A 21842-nucleotide genomic window follows, 5' to 3' on the forward strand; every position below is an offset into this window, starting at 1 on the left:
CCGAAAGTGCGGCGCCCGCGCTGCGCTTACTGGTGCAGCTCTGCACTCCCCCACCTCGGGGGTTACCCAGGGGTGGGGGAGCGTGCACGCGGCCGGGCGGTGGTGCACCCGAAAGGGGCGGCGGGCGACGGTGGCGCGTGTTGGGGGGTCGGGCTCGTACCATCGGCGGCATGAGCACCACCGATGCCATCACGCAGGTAACCGTCAAGACTCCGGACCGGATGCAGGAGCTGGGCCGTCGGCTCGCCGGCCTGCTGCGCCCGGGTGACCTGGTGCTGCTGAGCGGCGAGCTCGGCGCCGGCAAGACGACGCTGACCCGCGGCCTGGGCGAGGGCCTGGGCGTACGGGGCGCCGTCACCTCGCCGACCTTCGTCATCGCCCGGGTGCACCCCTCCCTGCACGTCGGCCCGCCGCTGGTGCACGTCGACGCGTACCGGCTCGGTGGCGGCCTGGACGAGATGGAGGACCTCGACCTCGACGTCTCGCTGCCGGAGTCGGTGGTGGTCGTGGAGTGGGGCGAGGGCAAGGTCGAGGAGCTGTCCGAGGACCGGCTGCACGTCGTCATCGCGCGCACCGTGGGCGCGGAGGTGGCCGCGAGCGACGCCGAGGACGACGTCCGCGAGGTCACCGTCACCGGCGTGGGCGAGCGCTGGGCGGGCTGCGACCTGAGCCTGCTGCAGGAGGTCTGAGGAGGACTGAGGAGGACTGAGGGGGGATCTGCGAGGCGTCGGAGGGCAGCCGGGAGGTCTCGCCCCGTCGGCGACGCGCCGTAGTTTCCGACAAGCCGTCGGGAAGATGTTGCGTCGGCGGTGCCGGGCGTGGTCACATGGAGGGAGAGAGCCGGTTAGGTCTACCTAACCATGCCCGCTCGCCCCAGGATTCCCGGGAGGCATCCATGTCGGCCCACCAGTCCCTCGCCGCGGCGGCCCGCCGCGACGACAGCGAACCGTCTCCGTTCCGGCGCGAGGACGGCCCCCGGCCGACGATGAACGAGCTCCTGGCGTCCTGCGCGGCAGCCAACGCGGTCTCCACGCCCCCGGAAGCCCCGGCCCCCGAGGTCCCGGCCGCCACGGAGTCCCGCACCGAGCCCGGGACCAAGCCCGCGGCCAAGCCCGGGACCAAGCCTGGAACCAAGCCCGGGACCGAGGACACCCGCCTGCCGAGCAGCGGCCGCGACGCCGCATAGGGCGGCCAAAGCCCCCGCGACACAGGGGCCCGCGCTCCAGGAGCCGGCCGTCCACCCACCGCCGCGACGTCCCGTAGCCCGTACGAGTGATTCGTAAGCCCGCGTCCGTGCGCTGCGCCGTACGGGTGCGGGCGATCCGCGTGTGCGTTACGGAACGACGACGACCTTCTTGCCGACCGTCGCGAACTTCCACATCGCCGCGCCGTCGGCCCGCTTCTCGCGGATGCCGCCCGTCTTCTGCTTCTGCTGCGTGCCCGGCTGCGGCATCGAGCCGTCGACCGCCGCGCTGAAGCCGACCACGACGTTGTCGACCGTCGCGAATCGCACGACATTCTCGATCGGAATGCCGTCGGAACCGGTCACGCTCGCGGAGCGCGTGGTCACCGTGTACGCCCCCGGCGCCGGGCTGACCGCGCTCGGCACGACCTCGTACGTCCGCAGGACCTGCTCCTTCGGGCCGACCAGCCACACCCGCCGGGCGTCCAGCGCGTACACGACCCGCTGGCCCGTGCCGGAGTGCGCCGGTACCGCGGTCTCCCGCCGCTCCTTCTCCTTCGCCGAGTCCTTGGGCGCGGGGTGCCCCGACGGCGCGGGCGAGACCGCGGCGCCGCCCTTGGCCGAGCGGACCGGCTCCAGCGGGTCGGTGGCGTCCGCCGACGCCTGGAAGGCCAGGAAGCCGACCGCGGCCAGCGCGGCCACAGTGAGAGCCGTCACGATCGAGCTGCTCCTAGCGGCCACCGCCGTGCCACCTTTCCGTACGGTCCGTACGCGTCAGAAGTCCGAAGTCCCGGCACGTGGCGTGCCGGAGTCCCCGCACGCAGCGTACCGGCGAGTGCGGTACCCGGCAGGGCGGTGTCCGCCGCGCCGTAGTCTTGAGGGCGTGCTGCTGCTTGCCCTTGACACCGCGACCCCCGCCGTTTCCGCCGCCCTGCTCAGTTGCGACCCCGCCCCGGAGGGCGGCCCGGCCGCTCCCCGCGTGCTCGCCGAGGCGCGCGAGGTGGACGCGCGCCGCCACGGCGAACTGCTGCTGCCCGCCGTCGACCGGGTGCTCGGCGAGGCCGGCGTGAAGCTCGACGCGGTCACCGACATCGTCGTCGGCGTCGGCCCCGGCCCGTACACGGGCCTGCGCGTCGGCCTGGTCACCGCCGCCACCTTCGGCGCCGCCCTGGACGTGCCGGTGCACGGCCTGTGCACGCTGGACGGCATCGCGTACGCCTCCGGGATCGAGGAGCCGTTCGTGGTCGCCACGGACGCGCGCCGCAAGGAGGTCTACTGGGCCCGGTACGAAAACTTCCGTACCCGGCTGACCGACCCGGCCGTCGACCGCCCGGCCGACATCGCCGAGCAGGTCGCCGGGGTGCTGGCCGTGGGCGCGGGCGCGCTCCTGTACGCCGACACGTTCGACGGCGTACGCACGGACGGGCCCGAGTACCAGTCGGCGGCCGCCCTCGGCACGCTCGCCGCCGAGAAGCTGGCCCGAGGCGAGGAGCTGCTGCCGCCGCGGCCGCTGTACCTGCGCCGCCCCGACGCCCAGGTGCCCGCCAACTACAAGGTGGTCACCCCCAAGTGACCGCCCATGCCGACCAGCCCACCGGCCGGCCCGGGAGCACGCCCCCGGGCGCGCCGGCCGCTACAGCGCCCGCCGCCACAGCGCCGGCCGCCACGCTGCGCGAGATGCGCTGGTGGGACATCGAGCCGGTGCTGGCGCTGGAGGAAGAGCTGTTCCCGGAGGACGCCTGGTCCCGGGGCATGTTCTGGTCCGAGCTGGCACACACGCGCGGGCCCGGCGCCAACCGGCACTACACCGTCGCCGAGCGGGACGGCCGGCTCGTCGGCTACGGCGGCCTCGCCGCCGTGGACGGCACCGGCGACGTCCAGACCATCGCCACCGCGCGCGACCAGTGGGGCACCGGGCTCGGCGGCCGGCTGCTGACCGACCTGCTCACCGCCGCGAACACCTTCGAGTGCCACGAAGTGCTCCTCGAAGTACGCGTCGACAACCACCGGGCCCAGCGGCTGTACGAACGCTTCGGCTTCGAGCCCATCGGCTTCCGCCGCGGCTACTACCAGCCGGGCAACATCGACGCCCTGGTCATGCGCTACACCACCGAATCCCTCGTACAAGGAACACCGATCAATGGCTGACGAACCGCTCGTCCTCGGCATCGAGACCTCCTGCGACGAAACCGGTGTCGGCATCGTCCGCGGCCACACCCTCCTGGCCGACGCGGTCGCCTCCAGCGTCGACGAACACGCCCGCTTCGGCGGCGTCGTCCCCGAGGTCGCTTCCCGCGCCCACCTGGAGGCCATGGTCCCCACGATCCAGCGCGCCCTGAAGGAGGCCGGCGTCGCCGCCTCCGACCTGGACGGCATCGCGGTCACGGCCGGTCCGGGCCTCGCCGGCGCCCTCCTCGTCGGTACCTCGGCGGCCAAGGCGTACGCGTACGCCCTCGGCAAGCCGCTGTACGGCGTCAACCACCTCGCCTCGCACATCTGCGTCGACCAGCTCGAACACGGCGCGCTGCCCGAGCCGACGATGGCCCTGCTGGTCTCCGGCGGCCACTCCTCGCTGCTGCTGGCGCCGGACATCACCTCCGACGTGCGGCCGCTGGGCTCGACGATCGACGACGCGGCGGGCGAGGCGTTCGACAAGGTCGCCCGGGTGCTGAACCTCGGCTTCCCCGGCGGCCCGGTCATCGACCGCATGGCCCGCGAGGGCGACCCGGAGGCGATCGCGTTCCCGCGTGGCCTGACCGGCTCGCGCGACCCGAAGTACGACTTCTCCTTCTCCGGCCTGAAGACCGCCGTGGCCCGCTGGATCGAGGCCAAGCGCGCGGCCGGTGAAGAGGTGCCGGTGGCGGACGTCTCCGCGTCCTTCCAGGAGGCGGTCGTGGACGTCCTCACCCGTAAGGCCGTACGGGCCTGCAAGGACCACGGCGTGGATCACCTGATGATCGGCGGCGGCGTCGCGGCCAACTCGCGGCTGCGCGCGATGGCCGAGCGGCGCTGCGAGGACGCGGGCATCACGCTGCGCGTGCCGCGCCCGAAGCTGTGCACGGACAACGGCGCGATGGTCGCGGCCCTGGGCGCCGAGATGGTCGCCCGGAACCGCCCGCACTCCGCCTGGGAGCTGTCCGCCGACTCCTCCCTCCCGGTCACCGAGCCGCACGTCCCGGCCCCGGGCCACGAGCACCGGCACGGCGTCCCGCACTCCCACCAGCACGGCCACGATCACGTGCACGAGGTCAGCAAGGACAACCTGTACTCGTGATCAGCCGCTGACCGGTGTCGCGGGCTGTCCGACGAGCATCGTCGGGGCGCCCGCGACGCGGGTGAGGAGGACCGTGGCCGCGTTCGGGCCGCGGAGCTTCACCTTGCGGCGGATCTCCTCCGGCTCGACGGCGGAGCCGCGCTTCTTGACCGTCAACACGCCGATCTCGCGTTCCCGAAGGAGTGCCTTCAGCTTCTTGAGGTTGAAGGGCAGCTCATCGGTGATCTCGTAGGCGGCGGCGTACGGGGTGGGGCGCAGCTCGTCGGCGGTGATGTACGCGATGGTCTCGTCGATCAGTCCGCCGTCCAGCTCGGCCGCGACCTCCGCGACCAGGTGCGCGCGGATGACGGCACCGTCCGGCTCGTAGAGGTAACGGCCGACGGGACGTACGGACGGGTCCGGGAGTGGCGCCGTGGTGCCGAGCGAGGCACCCGAAGGCAGCAGGGTCGCCCGCATCGCGCCGGGCTCCGTGCCGAACCAGAGCACGGCCTCCTTCACGTCGCCGCCGTCCGAGATCCACTCCGCGGCGGCGTCCTCGGGGATCGCCTCGTGCGGGATGCCGGGGGCGATCTTCAGCGCGGCGTGCGGGGCCTTGCGGGCCGCCTCGATCGCCCAGGAGAGGGGCGGGGAGTACGCCTCGGGGTCGAAGACGCGGCCGCGGCCGCCCCGCCGCGCCGGGTCCACGAAGACGGCGTCGTACGGGCTCGTGTCGATCTCCGTGACGTCCGCGCAGCGCACCTCGATGAGGTCGGCCAGGCCCAGCACCTCGGCGTTCGCGCGCGCCACCTCTGCGGTCAGCGGGTCGCGGTCCACCGCCAGGACGCTGATGCCCGCCCGGGCGTACGCGATGGCGTCGCCGCCGATGCCGCAGCACAGGTCGGCGACGGACCGTACGCCGAGCGCGGCCAGCCGCGCGGCGCGGTGGACGGCGACGGTGCGGCGGGTGGACTGCTCGACGCCGTTCGGGGTGAAGAACATCCGGTACGCGTCCTCGGCACCGAACTTCGCGACCGCCCGCTGCCGCAGCCGGGCCTGCCCGAGTGCCGCCGACACCAGCTCTGCGGGGTGCTCGCGGCGCAGCCGGGTGGCGGTGGCGAGTTCCTGGGCGGGGTCGTGGTCGCGGAGGCCGGCCAGCAGGGCCCGGCCCTCGTCGGTGAGCAGCGCGGAGAAGGAGTCGAGAGGGTTCACCCGGCCCATTCTGGGGCAGTCACGGAACCGCCGACCGGACAGGCCACGGAACTCCTGACCGACAGGTCACGGATCTCTTTCCAAGCCACGTTGGCACTCCGCTTGACCGAGTGCTAACCGCGTCATAGTCTCGCTGCTGGCACTCACCACTGGAGAGTGCCAAACACAGCGACGGGCAGGTCCGGCACCCGCGACGACGGATCCACCTGGTCGCCACCTCAGACAGTTAACCCCGTGAGATCTCCGAAGGGGGAGGTCGGATCGTGACGACCGCCAGCTCCAAGGTTGCCATCAAGCCGCTCGAGGACCGCATTGTGGTCCAGCCGCTCGACGCCGAGCAGACCACGGCTTCGGGCCTGGTCATTCCGGACACCGCCAAGGAGAAGCCCCAGGAGGGCGTTGTCCTGGCCGTGGGCCCGGGCCGCTTCGAGGACGGTAACCGTCTTCCGCTCGACGTTTCCGTCGGCGACGTCGTGCTCTACAGCAAGTACGGCGGCACCGAGGTGAAGTACAACGGCGAGGAGTACCTCGTCCTCTCGGCCCGCGACGTTCTCGCGATCGTCGAGAAGTAAGCCGGGACCTGGGATTTCCCAGGCCGACGCTTCACCCCAGCTGTTCTGATCTGCGCCCCTGGTTCCCGCGTCTCACCACCCGGGGCAGGGGCGCATTTCGTTGAGAGTACGACTAAGGACACGTAACTCATGGCGAAGATTCTGAAGTTCGACGAGGACGCCCGTCGCGCCCTCGAGCGCGGCGTCAACAAGCTTGCCGACACGGTCAAGGTGACGATCGGCCCCAAGGGCCGCAACGTCGTCATCGACAAGAAGTTCGGCGCCCCGACCATCACCAACGACGGTGTCACCATCGCCCGCGAGGTCGAGGTCGACGACCCGTACGAGAACCTCGGCGCCCAGCTGGTGAAGGAGGTGGCGACCAAGACCAACGACATCGCGGGTGACGGTACGACCACCGCCACCGTGCTGGCCCAGGCGCTGGTCCGCGAGGGCCTGCGCAACGTCGCCGCCGGTGCCTCCCCGGCCGCCCTGAAGAAGGGCATCGACGCCGCCGTCAAGGCCGTGTCCGACGACCTCCTCGCGATCGCCAGCCCGATCGACTCCAAGGAGGACATCGCCGCCGTGGCCGGCCTGTCCGCCCAGGACAAGCAGGTCGGCGAGCTCATCGCCGAGGCGATGGACAAGGTCGGCAAGGACGGTGTCATCACCGTCGAGGAGTCCAACACCTTCGGCCTGGAGCTCGACTTCACCGAGGGCATGGCCTTCGACAAGGGCTACCTCTCCCCGTACATGGTCACCGACCAGGAGCGGATGGAGGCCGTCCTCGAGGACCCGTACATCCTGATCCACCAGGGCAAGATCGGCTCGATCCAGGACCTGCTGCCGCTGCTGGAGAAGGTCATCCAGGCCGGTGGCTCCAAGCCGCTGCTGATCATCGCCGAGGACGTCGAGGGCGAGGCCCTGTCGACCCTGGTCGTGAACAAGATCCGCGGCACCTTCAACGCCGTTGCCGTGAAGGCCCCCGGCTTCGGCGACCGCCGCAAGGCGATGCTCGGCGACATGGCCACCCTGACCGGTGCGACCGTCATCGCCGAGGAGGTCGGCCTCAAGCTCGACCAGGCCGGTCTGGACGTGCTGGGCACCGCCCGCCGCGTGACCGTCACCAAGGACGACACCACCATCGTCGACGGTGGCGGCAACTCCGAGGACGTGCAGGGCCGCGTCAACCAGATCAAGGCCGAGATCGAGTCCACCGACTCGGACTGGGACCGCGAGAAGCTCCAGGAGCGCCTCGCCAAGCTCGCCGGTGGCGTCTGCGTCATCCGCGTGGGTGCGGCCACCGAGGTCGAGCTCAAGGAGAAGAAGCACCGTCTGGAGGACGCCATCTCCGCGACCCGCGCCGCGGTCGAGGAGGGCATCGTCTCCGGTGGTGGCTCCGCGCTGGTCCACGCCGTCAAGGTGCTCGAGGGCAACCTCGGCAAGGAGGGCGACGAGGCCACCGGTGTCGCCGTCGTCCGCCGCGCCGCCGTCGAGCCGCTGCGCTGGATCGCCGAGAACGCCGGTCTTGAGGGCTACGTCATCACCTCGAAGGTCGCCGAGCTCGACAAGGGCCAGGGCTTCAACGCCGCGACCGGCGAGTACGGCGACCTGGTGAAGGCCGGCGTCATCGACCCGGTCAAGGTCACCCGCTCCGCCCTGGAGAACGCCGCGTCGATCGCTTCGCTGCTGCTGACGACCGAGACCCTGGTCGTCGAGAAGCCGGCCGAGGAAGAGGCCGAGGCCGGTCACGGCCACGGTCACGGCCACTCCCACTGAGTGTGAGCTGACTCCGCAACGAGGCCCGGCCCCCGTCCGTGACGGGAGCCGGGCCTCGGGCTTTTCCGGTACGTGAGGGCTACTGCGGCCCGTACTTGCGCCCCGTCCGGGACGTGACCCCGCCCAGCAGGTTGCGCGGGGCGAGCTTTACGACGCCCATCAGGGCCTTGTAGCGCGGGTCGGGGATGGAGAGGGACTTGCCGCGGGCGAGGTCCTTCATGGCCGCGTCGACCAGGTTGTCCGCGTCCAGCCACATCCAGTCCGGGATGTTGTCCGTGCCCATCCCGGCCCGCTCGTGGAATTCCGTACGGACGAAGCCCGGGCACAGGGCCATCAGCCGCACCCCGCTCCCCGCCAGGTCGCGCGCCGCGCCCTGGGTGAACTGCACGACCCACGCCTTGCTCGCGCCGTACGTGCCGCGCGGCACGAAGGCCGCGACCGAGGCGACGTTGACCACGCCGCCGCGCCGCCGCTCGCGCATCCCCTTCACCGCCGCCGAGGTCAGCCGCAGCACCGCCTCGCAGTGCACCTTCAGCATCGTCAGCTCGTCGGCCATCGGTACTTCGAGGAACTCGCCCTTGTTGCCGAAGCCCGCGTTGTTCACCAGCAGGTCGACCGGGTTCTTGCGGTCGGCGAGCCGTTCCTCGACGGCCGCGATGCCCTCCTCCGTCGCCAGATCGGCGACCAGCACACCGGCCTCGATGCCGTGCCGGTCGTGCAGCTCGGCCGCGTGCTCGCGCAGCTTCTCCTCATTACGGGCCACCAGCACCAGGTTGTGTCCGTCGGCCGCCAGCCGGCGCGCGAACGCCGCCCCGATCCCTGCCGTCGCTCCCGTGACCAATGCAGTCGTCATAAGAGAACGCTATCGGCACCGTGAACCGCTCACATCCGGCCCATTGTTGGTGCGATTCGCGCCGGTTGTCCGCGTCGTACGGCCGCCACAGCGCCAAAGTGGCGAGTGAATTATCCGTGCTCGCCCCAAGTGGTGCTTATGCTTGAGACATGATCGAGGCCCGTCATCTCCGCGTGCTGCGCGCCGTCGCGCGGACCGACTCCTTCTCCGCCGCCGCGCGCGAGCTCGGCTGCACTCAGCCCGCCGTCTCCCAGCAGATGAAGGCGCTCGAACAGTCGGCGGGCACGCCGCTGATCATCCGCGCCGGCCGCGAGATGCGGCTCACCGAGGCCGGCCAGGCCCTCGTGCGGCACGCCGCCGGCATCCTCGCCGGGCTCACCGCCGCCGAGGAGGAGGTCGCGGCGATCGCCGGGCTGCGCGCCGGGCGGGTCCGGCTGGTCTCCTTCCCGTCCGGCAGCTCCACGCTGGTGCCGACCGCGCTGGCCGCGATGCGGGCCGCGCACCCCGGCACGGCGGTTTCGCTGGACGAGGCGGAGCCGCCGCGCTCCATCGAGATGCTGCGCGGCGGCGACTGCGAGATCGCGCTGGCCTTCCGGTATCCGGAGGTGCCGGGCGCCGACCCGGCCGCCGAGGCCGAGTGGGACGACCTGGTCGTGCGCCCAGTACTGAGCGACCGGCTGGTGGGGCTGGTGCCCGAGGAGCACCGGCTCGCCGACAAGGGGCAGGCGGGCTTCGCCGACCTGGCGGCCGAGCCGTGGATCGCGGGCTGCCCGCGCTGCCGCCGGCACCTGGTCACGGTGTGCGAGCGCGCCGGTTTCACGCCGCGCATCGACTTCGCCACCGACGACTACCCGGCGGTGATCGGGCTGGTGGGCGCGGGCCTGGGCGTCGCCGCGCTCCCGGAGCTGGCGCTGGCCTCGGTACGGCCCAAGGGGGCGCGCACGATCCGGCTGGAGCCGGTCGTGCAGCGCGAGATCGTGGCGCTCACGCTGCCGGACCTGGCGCAGGTACCGGCGGTGGCGGCCATGCTCGATCAGCTGGCGGCCGCGGGCCGTCGCTGACCCTCAACCGCCGCGGGCAGCAGCGGCGGCAGTAGCGCAGAAACGTTACGTCTGTTCGGGTGTACGGCGTCAGCCTCTGGACAGCGTCGCCGGATTCGAGCCGCCGGCCGGTACCAGGCGGTGCCGGGCCCGGCCCATCAGCTCTTCCCGCTCGTCCTCGGTCAGTCCTCCCCATACGCCATAGGGCTCACGGACGGCCAGGGCATGAGCCGCGCATTCGGCGCGTACAGGGCAGCGCATGCAGACCTCTTTCGCGGACGTCTCGCGCGCGCTGCGGGCCGCGCCGCGTTCGCCCTCGGGGTGGAAGAAGAGCGAACTGTCCACGCCGCGGCAGGCGGCGAGCAGCTGCCAGTCCCAGAGGTCCGCGTTCGGGCCCGGAAGGCGGGAGAAATCTGCCATTGCTAGTCCCCTCGAAGCGTGGCGGTACGGGCTCCTGTTCAAGACCGTACATCTACCGTCTAAGCAGATGTAAATATGACTCATCTCGAATCTTGCCCCAGATAACTAGCAAACGGAAGAAAAGCCACCGAACAGGGCAAAGTGGACTCGCCAGAGGAAGTGGAGCACCAAGGGGCGCGGGTCTTGCTGCTGCGTGTCCGGCCCCTCACATAGAGTGTCGAAAACGGCTCCTCAGCCCGTAACTCTTTCGGGTGACCGTCGTTGAGAGTGCGGAAGCGGTTGACAGAGGGACTCCCCGGGCAGGTGTCCGAGGCCGTCAATCGCACAGGTGACGATACGTACCAGCCTGGAGGCACAACGTGACGCGCATCAGCTGCGGAGGACGGCCATGACTTCCGTCCTCGTCTGCGACGACTCCCCGCTTGCCCGAGAGGCGCTCCGTCGGGCGGTTGCGACCGTCCCCGGCGTCGAGCGCGTGACGACCGCGGCCAACGGCGAGGAAGTCCTCCGCCGCTGGGGTGCCGATCGCTCGGACCTGATTCTGATGGACGTACGGATGCCCGGCCTCGGCGGCGTCGAGACCGTGCGCCGGCTGCTGTCCGCCGACCCGGGCGCCCGGATCATCATGCTCACCGTCGCCGAGGATCTCGACGGCGTGGCGCTCGCCGTCGCCGCCGGCGCCCGCGGCTATCTGCACAAGGACGCCTCGCGCGCCGAGCTGCGCGCGACGGTCACCCAGGCGCTCGCCGACCCGACCTGGCGGCTCGCCCCGCGCCGGCTGCGGTCCGCCGAGATGGGCGCCGCTCCGACGCTCACCGCGCGGGAGATCCAGGTGCTGGAAGGCATGAGCCACGGCCGCTCCAACGCCGAGATCGGGCGCGAGCTGTTCCTCTCCGAGGACACGGTCAAGACGCACGCCCGGCGTCTCTTCAAGAAGCTCGGCGCCTCCGACCGCGCACACGCGGTGGCGCTCGGCTTCCGCTGGGGCCTGGTCCGCTGAGCAGTCGGCCGCCAGGGCACCGCGGCGCGCGCCCTCCCGCAGGGGTGGCGCGTGCCACGGCCCCGTTGTGCCGCCGTCCGGCGCCGAAACCTCACGCGATGCCGCATGCTTGAGGTGTGACTCCTCCCCGGCTCCAGGGCCGGGGCTTCTCACTCGGCCAGAAGAGACCTCATGACGGACATGCCCTGCCCGGTGCCCCAAGGCGCCGAAGAACGCCATGGGCGACGTCTCGGGGGGTCCGGCATGGGCAACACCCGAAAGGGGGAGGCGTGGGACGTGAGTGCTGGCACACCGACGCATAACACTTCGGTGCACAACTACGGGGGCGATGCCGCGAACCGCGCGGCATCAAGGCACCATGGACCGATGCGCGAGGACGGGACCCAGGAGATCGGCGGGCTCGTCGCACGTGCCGTCGAGGGGGACCGGCAGGCCACGCACGACCTCCTCGCGCATGTGCACCCGCTCGCACTGCGCTATTGCCGTACGCGGCTGTCGCGACTGCCGGGTGACGCCCGCCACTTCGTCGAGGACCTCGCACAGGAGGTCTGCGTGGCGGTGCTCTGCGCGCTGCCGCGGTACCGGGACACCGGCAAGCCGTTCGAGGCGTTCGTCTTCGCCATCGCCGGGCACAAGGTCGCCGACCTGCAGCGGGCCGCCATGCGCGGCCCCGGCAGTACGGCCGTGCCCTCGGACGAGATGCCGGAGCAGCCGGACGACTCGCTCGGGCCCGAGGAGCGGGCGCTGCTCAGCAGTGACGCGGAGTGGGCCAAGAAGCTGCTGGCCAGCCTGCCGGAGAACCAACGGGAGCTGGTGCTGCTGCGGGTCGCGGTCGGGCTGACGGCGGAGGAGACCGGGCAGATGCTGGGGATGTCGCCGGGGGCCGTGCGGGTGGCGCAGCATCGTGCGCTGAGCCGGTTGCGGGCGCTGGCGGAGCAGTAATCGGCGGCGCCCGGGGCGCGGTACGTACGAACGCACAAAGTGTGCGGGTGATCTTGCTCGTGGAATGGGACACCGGTCATTCCCGTTAGCATGGACATCCGCACTGATCAAGGCCATTGGGAAGGTGTCATGACCAACGTCGACGGAGTCCCCGGAAAATTCGCGACACTCGGGCTGACCTACGACGATGTGCTGCTGCTGCCGGGCGCGTCGGACATGGCGCCCGACCAGATCGACACCTCCTCGTACATCTCGAAGAACGTCCGGGTGAACGTCCCGCTGCTGTCCGCGGCGATGGACAAGGTCACCGAGGCCCGGATGGCCATCGCCATGGCCCGTCAGGGCGGCGTCGGCGTGCTGCACCGCAACCTCTCCATCGAGGACCAGGCCAACCAGGTCGACCTGGTCAAGCGCTCCGAGTCCGGCATGGTCACGGACCCGATCACGGTGCACCCGGACGCGACCCTGGCCGAGGCCGACGATCTGTGCGCGCGCTTCCGTATCAGCGGTGTCCCGGTGACCGACGCGGCGGGCAAGCTGCTCGGCATCGTCACCAACCGCGACATGGCCTTCGAGACCGACCGCGGCCGCCAGGTGCGGGACGTCATGACGCCGATGCCGCTGGTCACGGGCAAGGTCGGGATCTCCGGCGTGGACGCCATGGAGCTGCTGCGCCGCCACAAGATCGAGAAGCTGCCGCTGGTCGACGACTCGGGCGTCCTCAAGGGCCTGATCACGGTCAAGGACTTCGTCAAGGCCGAGCAGTACCCGAACGCGGCCAAGGACACCGAGGGCCGGCTGCTGGTCGGCGCGGCCGTCGGCGTGGCGGGCGACGCGTACGAGCGGGCCCAGGCGCTGATCGAGTCCGGTGTGGACTTCATCGTCGTGGACACCGCGCACGGCCACTCCCGGCTGGTCGGCGACATGGTCGCCAAGATCAAGTCGAACTCCTCCGTCGACGTCGTCGGCGGCAACGTCGCCACCCGCGACGGCGCCCAGGCGCTCATCGACTCCGGCGTGGACGGCATCAAGGTCGGCGTCGGCCCCGGCTCCATCTGCACCACCCGCGTCGTCGCCGGCATCGGCGTCCCGCAGGTCACCGCGATCTACGAGGCGTCGCTCGCGGCCAAGGCGGCGGGCGTCCCGGTCATCGGCGACGGTGGCCTGCAGTACTCCGGTGACATCGCGAAGGCCCTGGTCGCGGGCGCCGACACGGTCATGCTCGGCTCCCTCCTCGCGGGCTGCGAGGAGTCCCCGGGCGAGCTGATGTTCATCAACGGCAAGCAGTTCAAGTCGTACCGCGGCATGGGCTCGCTCGGCGCGATGCAGACCCGCGGCGGCAGCAAGTCCTTCTCCAAGGACCGGTACTTCCAGGAGGGCGTCGCCTCCGACGAGAAGCTGGTGCCCGAGGGCATCGAGGGCCAGGTACCGTACCGCGGCCCGCTCTCCTCGGTCGTCCACCAGCTCGCCGGCGGCCTGCGCCAGTCGATGTTCTACGTCGGCGGCCGGACGGTCCCGGAGCTGCAGGAGAAGGGCCGGTTCGTCCGGATCACCTCGGCGGGCCTCAAGGAGAGCCACCCGCACGACATCCAGATGACGGTCGAGGCACCGAACTACAACGCTCGCTGACCAGCGACGATACGAAGTGCCGGAGGAGCCCGCGGACGCCCGTCCGCGGGCATCCGCATGTCGGGGATACTGGAAACGGCAGACGAAGCCGCGAAGTAAGCGAAAGGCCACATAGTGACTGAGATCGAAATCGGGCGCGGCAAGCGCGGCCGCCGGGCGTACGCCTTCGACGACATCGCCGTCGTACCGAGTCGGCGGACCCGCGACCCGAAGGAGGTCTCGATCGCCTGGCAGATCGACGCCTACCGTTTCGAGCTGCCGTTCCTGGCCGCCCCGATGGACTCCGTCGTCTCGCCGCAGACCGCCATCCGCATCGGTGAGCTGGGCGGCCTCGGCGTCCTGAACCTTGAGGGCCTGTGGACCCGGTACGAGGACCCGGAGCCGCTGCTCGCCGAGATCGCCGAGCTGGACGAGGAGACCGCGACCCGCCGCCTCCAGGAGATCTACGCCGCGCCGATCAAGGAAGAGCTGATCGGCCAGCGCATCAAGGAGGTGCGCGACTCCGGCGTGGTCACCGCCGCCGCGCTCTCCCCGCAGCGCACCGCCCAGTTCTCCAAGGCCGTCGTGGACGCGGGCGTGGACATCTTCGTGATCCGCGGCACCACCGTCTCCGCCGAGCACGTCTCCTCCGCCGCCGAGCCGCTGAACCTCAAGCAGTTCATCTACGAGCTCGACGTCCCGGTCATCGTCGGCGGCTGCGCGACCTACACCGCGGCCCTGCACCTGATGCGTACCGGCGCGGCCGGCGTACTGGTGGGCTTCGGCGGCGGCGCCGCGCACACCACCCGTAACGTGCTGGGCATCCAGGTCCCGATGGCCACCGCCGTCGCGGACGTCGCGGCCGCGCGCCGGGACTACATGGACGAGTCCGGCGGCCGGTACGTGCACGTCATCGCCGACGGCGGCGTGGGCTGGTCCGGCGACCTGCCCAAGGCGATCGCCTGCGGCGCGGACGCCGTGATGATGGGCTCCCCGCTGGCTCGCGCCACCGACGCGCCCGGCCGCGGCCACCACTGGGGCATGGAGGCCGTCCACGAGGACGTGCCGCGCGGCAAGCGCATGGACCTCGGTGCGGTCGGCACGACCGAGGAGGTGCTGCTCGGCCCGTCGCACACCCCGGACGGTTCGATGAACTTCTTCGGCGCGCTGCGCCGTGCGATGGCCACGACCGGCTACTCCGACCTGAAGGAGTTCCAGCGGGTCGAGGTCACGGTCACTGCCTGATCCGTGGTTACTTCGTGCAAGGGGCCCTGCCGGTGCGGCGGGGCCCCTTCGCGTTACAGCCGGTGCGCCGCCCCCGTAGGTGTCGCGCCGCGCGTGTCCAGCAGTAGCTGGGCCTTCACGGCCAGGCCCTGGAGGTCGTAGGTGCGGTGGTGCTGGAGGAGCAGGGTGAGGTCGGCGGCGGAGGCGGCCTCGTACAGGGAGTCCGCGCGCGGGACCGGGCGGCCCAGTACCTGCCAGTGGGGGACGTACGGGTCGTGGTACGTCAGATGGGCGCCCAGCTCCAGGAGGCGGGAGGCGATCTCGCGGGCCGGTGAGCCCTCCTCGTCGCCGATGTCCGGCTTGTACGTCACGCCCAGCAGCAGTACGCGCGCGCCGCGCGCCGATTTGCCGTGCTCGTTGAGGAGCGTGGCGCAGCGCTGGATGACGTACCGGGGCATCCGGCCGTTGACCTCCTGGGCGAGTTCGACCATGCGGAGCGGGTAGCCGGGGGAGCGGCCCTTGTGGGCGAGGCAGTTGGGGTCGATGGGCGCGGCGTGGCCGCCGACGCCGGGGCCTGGCCGGAACGCCTGGAAGCCGAAGGGCTTGGTCTCGGCGCAGCGGATGACGTCCCAGAGGTCCACGCCGATGTCGTGGCAGAGGACGGCCATCTCGTTCATCAGGGCGATGTTGACGTGCCGGTAGTTGGTCTCCAGGAGCCCGGCGGTCTCCGCTTCCTTTGGGCCGCGGGCGCGGACGACCTTGTCGGTGAGCCGGCCGTAGAAGGCGGCGGCCGCTTCGGTGCAGGCGGGGGTGAGGCCGCCGATGACCTTCGGGGTGTTGGCGTGGCCGTAACGGCGGTTGCCGGGGTCGTACCGGGCGGGGGAGCAGGCGAGGTGGAAGTCGCGTCCCGCGGTGAGCCCCGAACCCGCTTCCAGGAGCGGGCGGAGGAATTCCTCGGTGGTGCCGGGGTACCCCGGGGACTCCAGGATCACCGTGGTGTGGGGGCGCAGATGTGCGGCGAGGGTGCGGGCGGCGTCGGCCACCGCGCGCAGATCCAGGGCGCCGTCCTCGCCGAGCGGGGTGGGGGCGCAGATGACGGCCGTACGGACCCGGCCGAGTACGGCCGGGTCGGTGGTGGTGCGGAAGCCGGCGGTGAGCAGCCGGCGCACTTCGGTGGGGGAGAGCGGGCCGTCGGCGCCGAGGCCGGCGGCGGTGTGCGGTCCGGGGGTGTAGCCGAGGGTGCCGAGGCCGGCGGCGACGGCGGCCTGGGCGAGGGGGAGGCCGATGTGGCCGAGTCCGATGACGGCGAGGTCTGCGGGCATGCTGGCCGTCCTTCCCGAGCGATTCCAGGTAGCGCATAAGTAGACTAAGCCGACATTTGACCCAGAATGGGGATTGGCGGATCAAGGGTGTGGAGTGGCGTCTTCCCGACCGGTAAGCGTGCGGAGGGTGGCTGGCCCGGCTGCCTGCGGACAGAATCAACAACGGGGTGTGGCACCGATCACAGCACCGACCGAAGCGGGAGGCAGTGGTGAGGACAGCGACACTGGGACCGGCCGAGCGCGCCGGAGCACTGGCACGGATGGCGGAACGCGAGCTGGACGTGCTGGTCATCGGCGGCGGCGTCGTCGGCGCCGGCACCGCACTGGACGCGGTGACGCGCGGACTGTCCACGGGCCTGGTCGAGGCGCGGGACTGGGCCTCGGGCACGTCATCGCGCTCCAGCAAGCTGATCCACGGAGGGCTGCGCTATCTGGAGATGCTGGACTTCGCGCTCGTACGGGAAGCGCTGAAGGAACGCGGGCTGCTGCTGGAGCGGATCGCGCCGCATCTGGTGAAGCCGGTGCCCTTCCTCTATCCCCTCCAGCACAAGGGCTGGGAGCGTTGGTACGCGGGCACGGGCGTGGCGATGTACGACGCGATGTCGCTCTCCTCGGGGCACGGGCGCGGACTTCCGGCGCACCGACACCTCTCGCGCGGGCGTGCGCTCCGGGTCGCGCCCTGCCTGAAGAAGGACGCGCTGGTGGGCGCGTTGCAGTACTACGACGCGCAGATGGACGACGCGCGGTACGTCGCCACCATCGTGCGCACCGCTGCCGCCTACGGGGCGCACGCGGCCAACCGCGCGCGGGTCATCGGCTTTCTGCGCGAGGGCGAGCGGGTGGTCGGCGCGCGGGTGCAGGACGTGGAGGCCGGCGGCGAGTACGAGGTGCGCGCCCGGCAGATCGTCAACGCCACGGGCGTGTGGACCGACGACACCCAGGCCCTGATCGGCGAGCGCGGCCAGTTCCACGTCCGCGCCTCCAAGGGCATCCATCTGGTCGTACCGAAGGACCGCATCCACTCCTCGACCGGGCTGATCCTGCGCACCGAGAAGAGCGTGCTGTTCGTCATCCCCTGGGGACGGCACTGGATCATCGGCACGACGGACACCGATTGGGACTTGGACAAGGCGCACCCCGCCGCTTCCAGCGCCGACATCGACTACCTCCTCGAACACGTCAACTCCGTCCTCTCCACCCCGCTCACCAGGGACGACGTGGAAGGCGTGTACGCGGGTCTGCGGCCGCTGCTGGCGGGTGAGTCCGACGCGACGAGCAAGCTGTCCCGCGAGCACACCGTCGCGCACCCGGTGCCGGGCCTGGTCGTGGTCGCGGGCGGCAAGTACACGACGTACCGGGTCATGGCCAAGGACGCGGTGGACGAGGCGGTGCACGGGCTGGACCAGCGGGTCGCGGACTGCGTGACCGAGGACGTGCCGCTGGTGGGCGCGGAGGGCTACAAGGCGCTGTGGAACGCGCGGGCGCACATCGCGGCGCGCACCGGTCTGCACGTCGCCCGGATAGAGCATCTGCTGAACCGCTACGGCTCGCTGGCGGAGGAAGTACTGGAGCTGATCACCGACGATCCGTCACTCGGCGCCCCGCTGGCGGCCGCCGACGACTACCTCCGCGCCGAGGTCGTCTACGCCTGCACCCACGAGGGCGCCCGCCACCTGGACGACGTACTGACGAGGCGCACCCGGATCTCCATCGAGACCTTCGACCGGGGCACCCGCAGCGCCCGCGAGGTCGCCGAGCTGATGGCGCCCGCGCTGGGCTGGGACCAGGACCAGGTCGACCGGGAGATCGAGCACTACGAGAAGCGGGTCGAGGCCGAACGGGAGTCCCAGCGGCAGCCGGACGACCTGACGGCGGACGCGGCGCGGCTGGGCGCGCCGGACATCGTGTCGCGGTAGCGCGCGCCCCGGCGGCGGGCGCGTCAGCCGCCGCCGGGGCTCGCGAGTCCTACGGGCTCCGCGGGCAGAACTCCGCCGTCAGCAGGGCCTGTATCCGCTGGGGCGCGTCCGGCTGGTCCGTGTTCAGCCGCAGCGTCAGCACGTGCCGGCCGTCCTCGGTGGCGGCGGTCTGCGCGTACGAGCCGTTGATGTCGCCGTCGTGGCCCCATACCGTCACGCCGCACGGCAGCCGCGTCCCGTAGAGGCCCAGCCCGTACACCCCGTTCGTGTCCTTTTCGTCCCGCATCTGGGCGAGCTGACGGGGCGGCAGCAGCCGGCCGCCGAGCAGCGCCGCGAAGAAACGATTCAGGTCGCCGAGCGTGGTGACCAGCTCGCCCGCCGCGCCCGCCCGGCTGGGGTCGAGCGTCGTACTGTCCACGCGCTCCTCGCCGACCTGCGAGTACCCACGCCCGTACGGCTGCGGCAGCCGCGGGTCGGTCCCGGGGAAGGACGTCCCCGACAGCCCCAGTGGCGCGATGATCCGGCGCCCGGCCTCCTCGGCGTACGAATGCCCGGTCACCGCCTCGATGATCTGCCCCAGTACGAGGTAGTTGGTGTTGGAGTACGCGTACCGGGTGCCGGGGGCGGCCTCCGGCGGATGGGCGAGCGCCGTCAGCAGCAGCTCGTCCGGGGCGTAGGTGTCGTATCGATGGGCGGTGAAGCCGGCGCCGTGCAGCTCCCGCGACAGCGCCGGGTCGGCGGTGTAGTTGTACAGGCCGCTGGTGTGGTCCAGCAGTTCGCGGACGGTGACCGGGCGCGGGTCCGTCCGGCCGGGGGCGAGATCCGGCAGCAGCTTGCCGACGGTGTCGTCCAGGGAGAGCCGGTGCTCGGCGGTCAGCTGCAGTACAACCGTGGCGATGAAGGTCTTGGTGAGGCTGCCGGCGCGGAAGTGGTCGGCGGGCGTAATGGGCCGGTCGGTCCGCAGATCGGCCACGCCCGCCGCGGCGAACCGCGAGGCATACGAACGGCCGTCACGGGTCGTCAGTGCCGCCGCGCCCGGCGCATCCCCGTCCGCCAGCGCGCGGACCGCCCGTGCGGTCGCGGGCTTCGGCGCGTGCCGGTCGGACGGCGAGGGGCGCGCATCGGGGCGCGGCGTACGGGCGGTGGGCGGCGGCGCGCCCGTTCCGGGGCCCGGCGCACCTGTTGCGGAGCGGCGCGCGCCGGGCGCATCCGCCGCCGCGGAGTGCGCCGGAGCGCGGTCACGGGCGGTGCATCCGGCCGTGAGCAGCACGCCGAAGGCAGCCGCCAGCGCCGCCGCACGGCTAAAATTCACGGATCGCAAGGTCAATCGGGACTCCCGGTCATCGGGCCCATCATGACGGGTGCCCAGCGCGTACTCCTCCTGGCCCCGGGCCTTCCCCGTTGCCGCGGATGAGGGAGAATGAAGGCTCTGCCAGGGTGGGTTGTCCGAGTTGGGGCAGTTTGGTGTTTCGGTTGCCAACTCGGCTGGATTGCAGAGGGGATTCAGTGGGCGACGAGGACGCCAAGGACGGCGAGACGGGCAGGCTGCTCGCGGGCCGTTACCGGCTGGGCGATGTCCTCGGCCGGGGCGGGATGGGCACGGTCTGGCGGGCACGGGACGAGGTCCTGGGCCGCACGGTCGCGGTCAAGGAGCTGCGCTTCCCGGGCGGGGTCGAAGAGGACGAGAAGCGCCGCCTGATCACCCGTACGCTGCGCGAGGCCAAGGCGATCGCCCGCATCCGCAACAACGGGGCCGTCACGGTCTACGACGTGGTCGACGAGGACGACCGCCCGTGGATCGTCATGGAGCTGGTCGAGGGCCGCTCGCTCGCCGAGGTCATCCGCGACGACGGCGCGCTCACCCCGCGCCGCGCCGCCGAGGTCGGCCTCGCGGTCCTGGACGTACTGCGCGCCGCGCACCGCGAGGGCATCCTGCACCGCGACGTGAAGCCGTCCAACGTCCTGATCGCCGACGACGGCCGCGTCGTCCTCACCGACTTCGGCATCGCCCAGGTCGAGGGCGACCCCTCGGTCACCTCCACCGGCATGCTCGTCGGCGCGCCCTCGTACATCTCCCCCGAGCGGGCCCGCGGCCAGAAGCCCGGCCCGCCGTCCGACCTGTGGTCGCTGGGCGGCCTGCTGTACGCCTGCGTCGAGGGCGTGCCCCCGTACGACAAGGGTTCCGCGATCGCCACCCTGACCGCGGTGATGACCGAGCCGGTGGACCCGCCCAAGAGCGCCGGCGGCCTCGAAGAGGTCATCTACGGGCTGCTGGTGAAGGACCCGGCCGGGCGGCTGAGCGACGAGGCCGCCCGCGCGCTGCTGACGGCCGCGGTCAACGCGCCCGAGGACACCGGCGCCGAGACGGCCGAGAAGCCCGCCGAGGCCACCCGCATGATGGCGCTGCCGGCCCTGCCGCCGAAGCCCGCGGCACCGCCAAGACCCTCCGCCGCCACCGCGGGCGCGGCCGCAGAGCCGGCCAGGGAGCGGATGCGCGGCGCCCTGAAGTCCGTACGCAGCGCCGCCGCGGCCGCCTCGGCCGCCCGCTCCGCGCAGAAGCCGGACGGCACGCCCGCGTCCGGCCGGCCGGTGTCGGGCACGACCCGGGCCTCGCTGACCGACGTCGTACCGAAGCGCACGCTCGTCATCGTCGCGGTGGTCGCCGTTCTCGCGGTTCTCGGTACGGTGCTGGCCATTGCGCTGAGCGAGGACGACACTCCGGGCAAGAACACGGCCCAGGGGGCCAGGCCGAGCGCCGACGCGGCCCCCGCGTCCGACGAGCCCCAGGGCGAGCGCAACGCCAGCCCGGAGGCCGACAGCGGGACGCCGGCCGAGAAGCCGAGCGCGACGCCCGAGGACGGCGCGAGCGACGGCAAGGGCGACGAGGACAAGGGCGACGACAAGGACGGCGACGCCCTCCCGGACGGCTTCAAGAAGATCTCCAGCGGCCGGTTCCACTTCACGATGGCGATGCCGCAGGGCTGGAAGCAGACCGGCACGGCGGGCCAGAACTCGGGCGGCATCTACAGCGCCTCCGGGGGCTTCCCGCGCATTCAGGTCGACTTCAACTCCAAGCCGAGCGACGACGCCGCCGCGGCCTGGCGCAGCCTGGAGCCCGCGGTGCGCGGCAGCAGCTCCGGCTACGACCTCATCGGCATCAAGAAGGCCGACTGGCGGGACTACCCGACCGTCGCCGACTGGTCGTTCACCCGTGAGCAGCGCGGCCAGAAGATGCGCATACTGAACCGCGGCTTCAAGGTCGACGGCGGCCACGGTTACGCGATCATGATCACCTGCAAGGCCGGGACCTGGCCGGACAAGGAGTGCCGCCAGCTCCGGGAGACGGCGTTCCGCACGTTCAAGGTGAAGGACTGAGGGGCTGCGGGGCTGCGGCCTTCGGGGGCTGCGGGGCGCCGGCCTTCGGGGGCGGCGGGCCCGTGGCCCTGTGCGGCAGTGGCGCGCCGGCCTTCGGGGCAGAGGGGTTGCTCTCGGCACCCGAGTAACTGCTGTCCCCCGCGTCCGTATGAGGGACTGATCATTCC

20 protein-coding genes are annotated in these 21842 nt (G+C 71.7%); 14 read left to right on the plus strand and 6 right to left on the minus strand.

Features of this window, described 5'->3' with window-relative positions:
- The first annotated feature begins 170 nt into the window (after positions 1-170).
- Together tsaE and AB0I82_RS26220 are read left to right on the plus strand one after the other, a co-directional pair.
- Positions 171-689: a tRNA (adenosine(37)-N6)-threonylcarbamoyltransferase complex ATPase subunit type 1 TsaE gene (gene tsaE, locus AB0I82_RS26215; protein ID WP_363259786.1), complete on the plus strand. Its 519-nt coding sequence runs from the start codon at positions 171-173 to the stop codon at positions 687-689.
- A 206-nt stretch (positions 690-895) separates the two neighbouring features.
- Positions 896-1186 carry a hypothetical protein gene (locus AB0I82_RS26220; RefSeq protein WP_363259787.1) on the plus strand — a complete coding sequence of 97 codons (291 nt, stop codon included), beginning with the start codon at positions 896-898 and terminating at the stop codon, positions 1184-1186.
- A gap of 147 nt (positions 1187-1333) precedes the next feature.
- On the opposite strand, the gene AB0I82_RS26225 is transcribed toward AB0I82_RS26220, so the two are convergent.
- Complete coding sequence (locus tag AB0I82_RS26225) at positions 1334-1924, minus strand: hypothetical protein (protein WP_363259788.1); 591 nt, start codon at positions 1922-1924, stop codon at positions 1334-1336.
- A gap of 142 nt (positions 1925-2066) precedes the next feature.
- Here AB0I82_RS26225 and tsaB point away from each other — a divergent pair, with 142 nt between their 5' ends.
- The 3 genes from tsaB to tsaD all read left to right on the plus strand — a co-directional run bounded on the left by tsaB (position 2067) and on the right by tsaD (position 4457).
- Complete coding sequence (gene tsaB / locus AB0I82_RS26230) at positions 2067-2756, plus strand: tRNA (adenosine(37)-N6)-threonylcarbamoyltransferase complex dimerization subunit type 1 TsaB (RefSeq protein ID WP_363259789.1); 690 nt, start codon at positions 2067-2069, stop codon at positions 2754-2756.
- Between the two features lie 104 nt (positions 2757-2860).
- Positions 2861-3331 (plus strand): ribosomal protein S18-alanine N-acetyltransferase, encoded by a 471-nt coding sequence (gene rimI, locus AB0I82_RS26235; RefSeq protein WP_363260008.1) that lies wholly within the window; start codon positions 2861-2863, stop codon positions 3329-3331.
- Positions 3324-4457 (plus strand): tRNA (adenosine(37)-N6)-threonylcarbamoyltransferase complex transferase subunit TsaD, encoded by a 1134-nt coding sequence (gene tsaD, locus AB0I82_RS26240; protein WP_363259790.1) that lies wholly within the window; start codon positions 3324-3326, stop codon positions 4455-4457. Before rimI ends, tsaD begins: the two co-directional genes overlap by 8 nt.
- Here tsaD and AB0I82_RS26245 read toward each other — a convergent pair whose 3' ends face one another.
- Entirely contained in the window at positions 4458-5645 is a 1188-nt protein-coding gene (locus tag AB0I82_RS26245) for a methyltransferase domain-containing protein (RefSeq protein WP_363259791.1), read from the minus strand.
- A 263-nt stretch (positions 5646-5908) separates the two neighbouring features.
- Here AB0I82_RS26245 and groES point away from each other — a divergent pair, with 263 nt between their 5' ends.
- Both groES and groL read left to right on the plus strand, forming a co-directional pair.
- Positions 5909-6217, plus strand: a complete 309-nt coding sequence (gene groES / locus AB0I82_RS26250) for a co-chaperone GroES (RefSeq protein ID WP_019329594.1) — start codon at positions 5909-5911, stop codon at positions 6215-6217.
- 129 nt (positions 6218-6346) lie between these two features.
- Positions 6347-7975, plus strand: coding sequence for a chaperonin GroEL (gene groL / locus AB0I82_RS26255; RefSeq protein ID WP_363259792.1), 1629 nt, complete (start codon positions 6347-6349; stop codon positions 7973-7975).
- 79 nt (positions 7976-8054) lie between these two features.
- Here groL and AB0I82_RS26260 read toward each other — a convergent pair whose 3' ends face one another.
- A complete protein-coding gene (locus AB0I82_RS26260; protein ID WP_363259793.1) occupies positions 8055-8828 on the minus strand; it encodes an SDR family oxidoreductase in 774 nt (257 codons plus the stop codon).
- Between the two features lie 149 nt (positions 8829-8977).
- On the opposite strand from AB0I82_RS26260, the gene AB0I82_RS26265 reads away from it, so the two are divergent.
- Entirely contained in the window at positions 8978-9889 is a 912-nt protein-coding gene (locus tag AB0I82_RS26265; protein ID WP_363259794.1) for a LysR family transcriptional regulator, read from the plus strand.
- 69 nt (positions 9890-9958) lie between these two features.
- Here the strand turns inward: AB0I82_RS26265 and AB0I82_RS26270 are convergent, their stop codons facing one another.
- Positions 9959-10288, minus strand: a complete 330-nt coding sequence (locus tag AB0I82_RS26270) for a WhiB family transcriptional regulator (protein ID WP_031051039.1) — start codon at positions 10286-10288, stop codon at positions 9959-9961.
- Positions 10289-10676: 388 nt separating this feature from the next.
- On the opposite strand from AB0I82_RS26270, the gene AB0I82_RS26275 reads away from it, so the two are divergent.
- From AB0I82_RS26275 to AB0I82_RS26290, 4 genes are all read left to right on the plus strand, one after another.
- Entirely contained in the window at positions 10677-11288 is a 612-nt protein-coding gene (locus AB0I82_RS26275) for a response regulator transcription factor (protein ID WP_003948568.1), read from the plus strand.
- Between the two features lie 366 nt (positions 11289-11654).
- Positions 11655-12230, plus strand: a complete 576-nt coding sequence (locus AB0I82_RS26280) for a sigma-70 family RNA polymerase sigma factor (RefSeq protein WP_030262963.1) — start codon at positions 11655-11657, stop codon at positions 12228-12230.
- Positions 12231-12359: 129 nt separating this feature from the next.
- Positions 12360-13859 carry an IMP dehydrogenase gene (gene guaB / locus AB0I82_RS26285; RefSeq protein WP_363259795.1) on the plus strand — a complete coding sequence of 500 codons (1500 nt, stop codon included), beginning with the start codon at positions 12360-12362 and terminating at the stop codon, positions 13857-13859.
- A gap of 114 nt (positions 13860-13973) precedes the next feature.
- The gene (locus AB0I82_RS26290) at positions 13974-15083 is read left to right on the plus strand and encodes a GuaB3 family IMP dehydrogenase-related protein (RefSeq protein WP_363259796.1); all 1110 of its coding nucleotides are present in this window, start codon (positions 13974-13976) and stop codon (positions 15081-15083) included.
- Between the two features lie 53 nt (positions 15084-15136).
- Here AB0I82_RS26290 and AB0I82_RS26295 read toward each other — a convergent pair whose 3' ends face one another.
- On the minus strand, positions 15137-16384 hold the full coding sequence (locus AB0I82_RS26295) for a nucleotide sugar dehydrogenase (protein ID WP_363259797.1): 1248 nt from the start codon (positions 16382-16384) through the stop codon (positions 15137-15139).
- Between the two features lie 209 nt (positions 16385-16593).
- Between AB0I82_RS26295 and AB0I82_RS26300 the strand changes: the two genes are divergently transcribed.
- Positions 16594-18300 (plus strand): glycerol-3-phosphate dehydrogenase/oxidase, encoded by a 1707-nt coding sequence (locus AB0I82_RS26300; RefSeq protein WP_363259798.1) that lies wholly within the window; start codon positions 16594-16596, stop codon positions 18298-18300.
- 49 nt (positions 18301-18349) lie between these two features.
- On the opposite strand, the gene AB0I82_RS26305 is transcribed toward AB0I82_RS26300, so the two are convergent.
- Positions 18350-19612 (minus strand): serine hydrolase domain-containing protein, encoded by a 1263-nt coding sequence (locus AB0I82_RS26305; RefSeq protein WP_363259799.1) that lies wholly within the window; start codon positions 19610-19612, stop codon positions 18350-18352.
- A gap of 194 nt (positions 19613-19806) precedes the next feature.
- Between AB0I82_RS26305 and AB0I82_RS26310 the strand changes: the two genes are divergently transcribed.
- Positions 19807-21675: a serine/threonine-protein kinase gene (locus tag AB0I82_RS26310; protein ID WP_363259800.1), complete on the plus strand. Its 1869-nt coding sequence runs from the start codon at positions 19807-19809 to the stop codon at positions 21673-21675.
- Positions 21676-21842: the final 167 nt, after the last annotated feature.

This window comes from Streptomyces sp. NPDC050315, from assembly GCF_040655775.1.
Classification (GTDB): Bacteria; Actinomycetota; Actinomycetes; order Streptomycetales; family Streptomycetaceae; genus Streptomyces.

Excerpts from the sequence above, each read along its gene's own strand:
- AB0I82_RS26280 (WP_030262963.1), top strand. The coding sequence starts at position 11,655 with ATGCGCGAGGACGGGACCCAGGAGATCGGCGGGCTCGTCGCACGTGCC.
- tsaE (WP_363259786.1), top strand. The coding sequence starts at position 171 with ATGAGCACCACCGATGCCATCACGCAGGTAACCGTCAAGACTCCGGAC.
- AB0I82_RS26295 (WP_363259797.1), bottom strand. The coding sequence starts at position 16,384 with ATGCCCGCAGACCTCGCCGTCATCGGACTCGGCCACATCGGCCTCCCC.
- rimI (WP_363260008.1), top strand. The coding sequence starts at position 2,861 with ATGCGCTGGTGGGACATCGAGCCGGTGCTGGCGCTGGAGGAAGAGCTG.
- tsaD (WP_363259790.1), top strand. The coding sequence starts at position 3,324 with ATGGCTGACGAACCGCTCGTCCTCGGCATCGAGACCTCCTGCGACGAA.
- groL (WP_363259792.1), top strand. The coding sequence starts at position 6,347 with ATGGCGAAGATTCTGAAGTTCGACGAGGACGCCCGTCGCGCCCTCGAG.
- AB0I82_RS26220 (WP_363259787.1), top strand. The coding sequence starts at position 896 with ATGTCGGCCCACCAGTCCCTCGCCGCGGCGGCCCGCCGCGACGACAGC.
- AB0I82_RS26265 (WP_363259794.1), top strand. The coding sequence starts at position 8,978 with ATGATCGAGGCCCGTCATCTCCGCGTGCTGCGCGCCGTCGCGCGGACC.
- AB0I82_RS26275 (WP_003948568.1), top strand. The coding sequence starts at position 10,677 with ATGACTTCCGTCCTCGTCTGCGACGACTCCCCGCTTGCCCGAGAGGCG.
- guaB (WP_363259795.1), top strand. The coding sequence starts at position 12,360 with ATGACCAACGTCGACGGAGTCCCCGGAAAATTCGCGACACTCGGGCTG.
- AB0I82_RS26260 (WP_363259793.1), bottom strand. The coding sequence starts at position 8,828 with ATGACGACTGCATTGGTCACGGGAGCGACGGCAGGGATCGGGGCGGCG.
- AB0I82_RS26270 (WP_031051039.1), bottom strand. The coding sequence starts at position 10,288 with ATGGCAGATTTCTCCCGCCTTCCGGGCCCGAACGCGGACCTCTGGGAC.